The sequence below is a fragment of the Kineococcus terrestris genome (assembly GCF_041020755.1).
Lineage (GTDB): Bacteria > Actinomycetota > Actinomycetes > Actinomycetales > Kineococcaceae > Kineococcus > Kineococcus terrestris.
Map to the genome: position 1 here is coordinate 1 of NZ_JBEUEI010000065.1, position 5833 is coordinate 5833.

The 5833-nt window shown below is 60.1% G+C and carries 3 rRNA genes; all 3 read left to right on the plus strand.

Annotation, left to right across the window (positions count from 1 at the left end):
• The first annotated feature begins 206 nt into the window (after positions 1 to 206).
• The 3 genes from AB8M62_RS19935 to rrf all read left to right on the plus strand — a co-directional run bounded on the left by AB8M62_RS19935 (position 207) and on the right by rrf (position 5829).
• Positions 207 to 1731, plus strand: a 16S ribosomal RNA gene (locus AB8M62_RS19935).
• A 585-nt stretch (positions 1732 to 2316) separates the two neighbouring features.
• Positions 2317 to 5472 (plus strand): 23S ribosomal RNA (locus AB8M62_RS19940).
• A 240-nt stretch (positions 5473 to 5712) separates the two neighbouring features.
• Positions 5713 to 5829 (plus strand): 5S ribosomal RNA (gene rrf, locus AB8M62_RS19945).
• Together the 16S, 23S and 5S rRNA genes form the textbook arrangement of a ribosomal RNA operon.
• Positions 5830 to 5833: the final 4 nt, after the last annotated feature.

Below are 5833 nucleotides of genomic sequence, written 5' to 3' on the forward strand. Positions count from 1 at the left end.
GGTTCTTGAGAACTCAACAGTGTGCCAAGTGTTGATGCCAATGTTGTAACCCCTGTGGCCATCTTCGTGCGTTGTGTGCGTGTGGTGGTCGTGGGTTTTCCTTTGGTGTTGTCCTCCATTCTCCTCGCCAGGGGGGTGGGGGTTTCGATGCCTGGGTTTGCTCGATGGTTGTGGAAGGCCGTTGGTCGTGAGACCGTATGGTTTTTTCTTCGGAGAGTTTGATCCTGGCTCAGGACGAACGCTGGCGGCGTGCTTAACACATGCAAGTCGAACGGTGAAGCCCTTCGGGGTGGATCAGTGGCGAACGGGTGAGTAACACGTGAGCAACCTGCCCCTGGCTCTGGGACAACCACTGGAAACGGTGGCTAATACCGGATACGACTCGCCCCGGCATCGGGTGCGGGTGGAAAGATTTCATCGGCTGGGGATGGGCTCGCGGCCTATCAGCTTGTTGGTGGGGTGATGGCCCACCAAGGCGACGACGGGTAGCCGGCCTGAGAGGGCGACCGGCCACACTGGGACTGAGACACGGCCCAGACTCCTACGGGAGGCAGCAGTGGGGAATATTGCACAATGGGCGCAAGCCTGATGCAGCGACGCCGCGTGAGGGATGACGGCCTTCGGGTTGTAAACCTCTTTCAGCTTTGACGAAGCCCCTCGGGGTGACGGTAGGAGCAGAAGAAGCACCGGCTAACTACGTGCCAGCAGCCGCGGTAATACGTAGGGTGCAAGCGTTGTCCGGAATTATTGGGCGTAAAGAGCTCGTAGGCGGTGTGTCGCGTCTGCTGTGAAAACTCAGGGCTCAACTCTGAGCTTGCAGTGGGTACGGGCACACTTGAGTGCGGTAGGGGAGACTGGAATTCCTGGTGTAGCGGTGAAATGCGCAGATATCAGGAGGAACACCGGTGGCGAAGGCGGGTCTCTGGGCCGTAACTGACGCTGAGGAGCGAAAGCATGGGGAGCGAACAGGATTAGATACCCTGGTAGTCCATGCCGTAAACGTTGGGCGCTAGGTGTGGGACCCATTCCACGGGTTCCGTGCCGCAGCTAACGCATTAAGCGCCCCGCCTGGGGAGTACGGCCGCAAGGCTAAAACTCAAAGGAATTGACGGGGGCCCGCACAAGCGGCGGAGCATGCGGATTAATTCGATGCAACGCGAAGAACCTTACCAAGGCTTGACATGCGCGGTGGCGCCTCAGAGATGGGGCTTCATTTAGGTGGTCGCGCACAGGTGGTGCATGGTTGTCGTCAGCTCGTGTCGTGAGATGTTGGGTTAAGTCCCGCAACGAGCGCAACCCTCGTTCCATGTTGCCAGCAGTTCGGCTGGGGACTCATGGGAGACTGCCGGGGTCAACTCGGAGGAAGGTGGGGATGACGTCAAATCATCATGCCCCTTATGTCTTGGGCTTCACGCATGCTACAATGGCCAGTACAGAGGGCTGCGATACCGTGAGGTGGAGCGAATCCCAAAAAGCTGGTCTCAGTTCGGATCGGGGTCTGCAACTCGACCCCGTGAAGTCGGAGTCGCTAGTAATCGCAGATCAGCAACGCTGCGGTGAATACGTTCCCGGGCCTTGTACACACCGCCCGTCACGTCATGAAAGTCGGTAACACCCGAAGCCGGTGGCCCAACCCCTTGTGGGAGGGAGTCGTCGAAGGTGGGACTGGCGATTGGGACGAAGTCGTAACAAGGTAGCCGTACCGGAAGGTGCGGCTGGATCACCTCCTTTCTAAGGAGCCCCGCGAAGCTCGGCTGCTGTCATGGGACAGCGGGTGGGTGTGGGGTGTTCTGTGGCCGTCTGCTCGAGCGCGTGTCTCGGGGGCGGTCTACGGGTGGAACGTCAACACGGTGGCTGCACCTGCTGGGTGCCTGCACTAGTACGACCGGTACCGCCTCCTTCGGGGGTCGGGACGCCTCCTTCGGGAGTGGTCTGGAACGTGGGGGTGCTGGTGGGGGTGGTCACCTGGCGCACTGTTGGGTCCTGAGGGACCGGGCCGGCCCCCTGGCGCAGCTTCGGCTGGGTGGGGGGTCTGCTGGTTGCTCTGGGTCGTGCCGTGGTCTGCACATCGGCTGTTGCTCCTCGTCGTCCTGCTGTCGTTTCGCAGGGGTGCTCGGGTGGGTGGGGGTGTCTGGTGCTGGCCGTCTGGCGGTGGGATCCGGTTGTTGTTTGAGAACTGCACAGTGGACGCGAGCATCTTTGTAGTGATGTTCGTCGAGTAGATTCCTTTGGTTTTTTGTGGTTCTCGGCTTGGCGCTGCGCGCCGTCTGCGCTTTCTCCGGTTCTGCCGGGGTGTGTGGTGGGTGGTTGTGTGGTGGTCAAGTGGGTAAGGGCGCATGGTGGATGCCTTGGCATCAGGAGCCGATGAAGGACGTGGGAGCCTGCGATAAGCCTCGGGGAGTTGGCAACCGAACGGTGATCCGAGGGTGTCCGAATGGGGAAACCCGGCCGTCGTCATGGGCGGTCACCCCCACCTGAATGTATAGGGTGGGTGGAGGGAACGTGGGGAAGTGAAACATCTCAGTACCCACAGGAAGAGAAAACAACAGTGATTCCGTGAGTAGTGGCGAGCGAAAGCGGAGGAGGCTAAACCGTGTCCGTGTGATACCTGTCAGGGGTTGCGGGTGCGGGGTTGTGGGAGTTCACCGGAGCCGGCTGACACCGGTTCGGGGAGTGAGAAAGTCGTGGTGTAGCCGAAGGGCCTGGGATGGTCCGGCGTAGTGGGTGAGACCCCCGTAGGCGAAACACTGCGGCCTCCTTGGGTGGGCGTCCCGAGTAGCACGGGGCTCGTGGAATCTCGTGTGAATCTGCCAGGACCACCTGGTAAGCCTGAATACTTCCTGATGACCGATAGCGGATAGTACCGTGAGGGAATGGTGAAAAGCACCCCGGGAGGGGAGTGAAACAGTACCTGAAACCGTGTGCCTACAAACCGTCGGGGCAGGACTCGTTCCTGTGACGGCGTGCCTTTTGAAGAATGAGCCTGCGAGTTAGTGGTGCGTGGCGAGGTTAACCCGGGTGGGGTAGCCGTAGCGAAAGCGAGTCCGAACAGGGCGTGTCAGTCGCGTGCTCTAGACCCGAAGCGGAGTGATCTACCCATGGCCAGGTTGAAGCGCGGGTAAGACCGTGTGGAGGACCGAACCCACCAGGGTTGAAAACCTGGGGGATGAGCTGTGGGTAGGGGTGAAAGGCCAATCAAACTCCGTGATAGCTGGTTCTCCCCGAAATGCATTTAGGTGCAGCGTCGCGTGTTTCTTGCCGGAGGTAGAGCTACTGGATGGCCGATGGGCCCCACCGGGTTACTGACGTCAGCCAAACTCCGAATGCCGGTAAGTCAGAGCGTGGCAGTGAGACTGCGGGGGATAAGCTTCGTAGTCGAGAGGGAAACAGCCCAGATCATCAGCTAAGGCCCCTAAGCGTGTGCTAAGTGGGAAAGGATGTGGAGTTGCGCAGACAACCAGGAGGTTGGCTTAGAAGCAGCCACCCTTGAAAGAGTGCGTAATAGCTCACTGGTCAAGTGATTCCGCGCCGACAATGTAGCGGGGCTCAAGCACACCGCCGAAGCTGTGGCACTCACACGTGAGCTCCACTCGTTCGTCTGCTCATCCTTCGGGGTGGGTGGTCGCCGGGTGCAGGTGTGTGGGTGGGTAGGGGAGCGTCGTGTGTGGGGTGAAGCGGCCGAGTGATCGTGTCGTGGACTGCACGCGAGTGAGAATGCAGGCATGAGTAGCGAATGACGGGTGAGAAACCCGTCCGCCGATTGACCAAGGGTTCCAGGGCCAGGTTAATCCGCCCTGGGTAAGTCGGGACCTAAGGCGAGGCCGACAGGCGTAGTCGATGGACAACGGGTTGATATTCCCGTACCGGTGTAGAACCGCCCATGGCGAGGCCGGGGATGCTGAGCACCCAAAGCCCCACTCTCCTTCGGGAGGGTGGTGGTGGCGCGTGCGACCCGATCCGGTAGTAGTCAAGCGTAGTAACAGGGGTGACGCAGGAGGGTAGCTTCCGCGTGGCGATGGTTGTCCACGTCCAAGGGTGTAGGGCGAGGTGTAGGCAAATCCGCACCTCACACAGCCTGAGACCTGATGGTGACCCCGTCTGGGGGAAGCAGGGTGATCCCATGCTGTCTAGAAAAGCCTCGGCGCGAGGTTCGAGCCGCCCGTACCCTAAACCGACTCAGGTGGTCAGGTAGAGAATACCGAGGCGATCGAGTGAATCGTGGTTAAGGAACTCGGCAAAATGCCCCCGTAACTTCGGGAGAAGGGGGGCCTGAGGCGTGAAGCCGCTTGCCGGCTAGCGTTTGAGGGCCGCAGAGACCAGGGGGAAGCGACTGTTTACTAAAAACACAGGTCCGTGCGAAGTCGCAAGACGAGGTATACGGACTGACGCCTGCCCGGTGCTGGAACGTTAAGGGGACCGGTTACCGCGCCTTCGGGTGCGGGACGCTGAGAACTTAAGCGCCAGTAAACGGCGGTGGTAACTATAACCATCCTAAGGTAGCGAAATTCCTTGTCGGGTAAGTTCCGACCTGCACGAATGGCGTAACGACTTCCCCGCTGTCTCAACCGCGAACTCGGCGAAATTGCACTACGAGTAAAGATGCTCGTTTCGCGCAGCAGGACGGAAAGACCCCGGGACCTTCACTATAGCTTGGTATTGGTGTTCGGGACGGCTTGTGTAGGATAGGTGGGAGACTGTGAAGCGCTCACGCTAGTGGGTGTGGAGTCGCCGTTGAAATACCACTCTGGTCGTTCTGGATGTCTAACTTCGGTCCGTGATCCGGATCAGGGACAGTGCCTGGTGGGTAGTTTAACTGGGGCGGTTGCCTCCTAAAGGGTAACGGAGGCGCCCAAAGGTTCCCTCAGCCTGGTTGGCAATCAGGTGGCGAGTGTAAGTGCACAAGGGAGCTTGACTGTGAGACGGACGTGTCGAGCAGGGACGAAAGTCGGGACTAGTGATCCGGCCGTGGAGTGTGGAATCGCGGTCGCTCAACGGATAAAAGGTACCCCGGGGATAACAGGCTGATCTTGCCCAAGAGTCCATATCGACGGCATGGTTTGGCACCTCGATGTCGGCTCGTCGCATCCTGGGGCTGGAGTAGGTCCCAAGGGTTGGGCTGTTCGCCCATTAAAGCGGTACGCGAGCTGGGTTTAGAACGTCGTGAGACAGTTCGGTCCCTATCCGCTGCGCGCGTTGGAAACTTGAGAAGGGCTGTCCCTAGTACGAGAGGACCGGGACGGACGAACCTCTGGTGTGCCAGTTGTTCCGCCAGGAGCATGGCTGGTTGGCTACGTTCGGAAGGGATAACCGCTGAAAGCATCTAAGCGGGAAGCCTGCTTCGAGATGAGGTTTCCGTGCCCCTTGTGGGTGAGAGGCTCCCAGCAGACTACTGGGTTGATAGGCCGGGTGTGGAAGCAACGACGATGAGAGTTGTGGAGCTGACCGGTACTAATAGGCCGATCACTTGACTGCCGCGCATCCAAGCACCACACACCCTTGAGCGAGTGATCGTTCGGGTGGGTGGGGGTGGGTGCGCCGGCCAAGCCCGAGTGCTGCAGACCTCCAAGGGTCTGCTCGGCAGGCATCTGCTGCAAAGAAGCTCTGTCCCAGAGCGTTGTTCGCGTCCACTGTGCGGTGTCTCAGACCGCAACCACCCCCGTACCGGGATTCCGGTCCCGCGGGCGGGGGGTTGTGCGTCGATCTGGACCGTGGTCCGGTGGTCATAGCGGTGGGGAAACGCCCGGCAACATTCCGAACCCGGAAGCTAAGCCCACCAGCGCCGATGGTACTGCCCGGGAGACTGGGTGGGAGAGTAGGACACCGCCGGCCACAC